This window comes from Bowmanella yangjiangensis, assembly GCF_017255015.1.
Classification (GTDB): Bacteria; Pseudomonadota; Gammaproteobacteria; order Enterobacterales; family Alteromonadaceae; genus Bowmanella; species Bowmanella yangjiangensis.
This window is the reverse complement of record NZ_JAFKCS010000145.1, coordinates 1-1,944: the sequence shown is the minus strand read 5'-3', so window position 1 is coordinate 1,944 and position 1,944 is coordinate 1. Positions and strand designations below refer to the sequence as shown.

Below are 1,944 nucleotides of genomic sequence, written 5' to 3'. Positions count from 1 at the left end.
GCTGGTCGTAACGATGCAGCAGTTGCTGGTATTCGTGCCCGCGCCGCAGCGCTGGCGCAGGTGGCCCGCGAGCAGCGCGCCGCCAACCTTGAGGCCGCGCGCCAGAACTTGGGTGTGAATCGCTACCGCGAGCTTCAGGCGCAGATCGGGCGCGTGCGGGCTGAGTACCAGTTGCTGCGCACATCCGGCAAGCTGACCACGCAGGAGCTCGCCATTGCACAGCGCTCGATGACCGAGCGTGTGCGTGAGACCCAGCGCGCCCTCCGTGAGATGAATGCCGAACAGCGGCGATCAAGCGCAATTGGCGGCCTGGCTGGCGGGATTGGTGGGGCTATTGGCGCGATTGGTGCTGGCTACGCAGCTGTCTCGACGATCAGCTACGTGTCTCGAACGGCCGATGCGTACAACCTTATGAATGCCAGGCTCCGGCTTGCTACCGCAAGCCAGGAGGAATTCAACCGGGCTCAAACAGAGCTAGGCAGGATTGCTCAGCAAACTGATGCTCCGGTGCAGTCGCTGGTAACTCTATACCAGCGCATCAGCCGCCCGCTTCGTGATGCCGGGCGAAGTCAGGAGGATATCCTCCGCCTGACTGAAGCCGTATCGACATCGTTTCGCGTCTCCGGCGCAACGGCTCAGGAAGCCGAGAACGGCGTTATCCAATTCGCCCAAGCGCTTGGCGCCGGTGCTCTGCGAGGTGAAGAGTTCAATAGCGTGGCCGAGCAGGCGCCGCGCCTGATGCAGGCGCTGGCTGACGGCATTGGTGTGCCGGTGGGTGCGCTGAAAGAAATGGCCGCCCAAGGTCAGCTGACCGCCCAGGTGGTAACGGACGCATTGACGGGGCAGCTTGACACCCTGCGGAAAGAGGCTGAGACGCTGCCAGATACGGTTGGCGGCGCCATGACCGGCTTGGTTGATCGCTGGAATGCTGCCATTGGCCAAGCCGATTTGAGCAGTCTGATTCAAGCTATTGATGACTTGGCTGATACCGTCACTGACCCGCAGGTTGTTGAAGGGTTGAGCCAGATCGCAAGTGCGATGGCTACCCTTGCTGGCCTGACCGTTAAAACTGCAAGTGAGTTTGCCAAGTTCGCTGACAATGTGGGTTTCACGGCCGCGCAGCTATCCAGTGGCAGTGACGAAACTTCCCAGCAGGTCAGAGAGCTTGAGAAACTGAAGCGCGCCCTGGAAGAGGTAAACGCTGCGCGGACGGGATCAAGCTTCTTCGGGTCGTCGACTACTGCCTTGCTCATGAAGTTCTTCGCGCCAGAGCAGTTGGATGCTTGGGCTGATGAGCTTGAGCAGAAGATCCGGGACTTCGAAACTCGACTGTTTGGCATCGCATCTGGTGCGGGCCAACAAGAGTCGCAGTTGCAGAAAGCTGTGGATAAGCAGCGTCAGGCAGACATCAGTAGCTACGCGACCTATATTGCGGACATCGAAACCCTCCGCAAAAGCCAGATCAAGGCTGCCGAAGCTGGCGCCAAGGCCTTGGTGGCGGCTGAGAAGAAAGCCAGCGCCGACCTGCAGAAGGTTCGCGACGATCGGCTGAAGATCGAGCAGCGGTACCAGGAGGCGCTGGCCGGCTTGGGTGGTACCGGTGAGGCCAGCTACAGCTCTGCACAGAACCTGAAGATCGGGGCGCGCAACGCGCTGGCCAATGGTGATGTGGAGGGCGCGCAGCGCCTGGCACAGCAAGCGCTGAAGATGCTGCAGGATCTGGCCGCCGCTGGCGAGAACACCTACGGGTTCACTGGCTTCATCAAGGAGCTGCAGCAGATCGAGCTGGCGGCAAACGACCTGGAGCAGAGCAACGCCGAGGACAAGCTGGCCAGCATCCGCGACGAGATGCAGCAGCTGAAGGACCAGGCGGCGCAGCTGAAGGACCTGCCGGTATCGGTGAAAACCGATGACGCTACGGTCGAGCAGGTGCGCTCGACCATC

1 protein-coding gene is annotated in these 1,944 nt (G+C 61.2%); it reads left to right on the top strand.

Translation table 11 applies throughout. The annotated features are described in order from the left end of the window. On the top strand, positions 1 to 1,944 hold a 1,944-nt coding region (locus tag J0A65_RS22720), incomplete at both ends, for a tape measure protein (protein WP_206596580.1).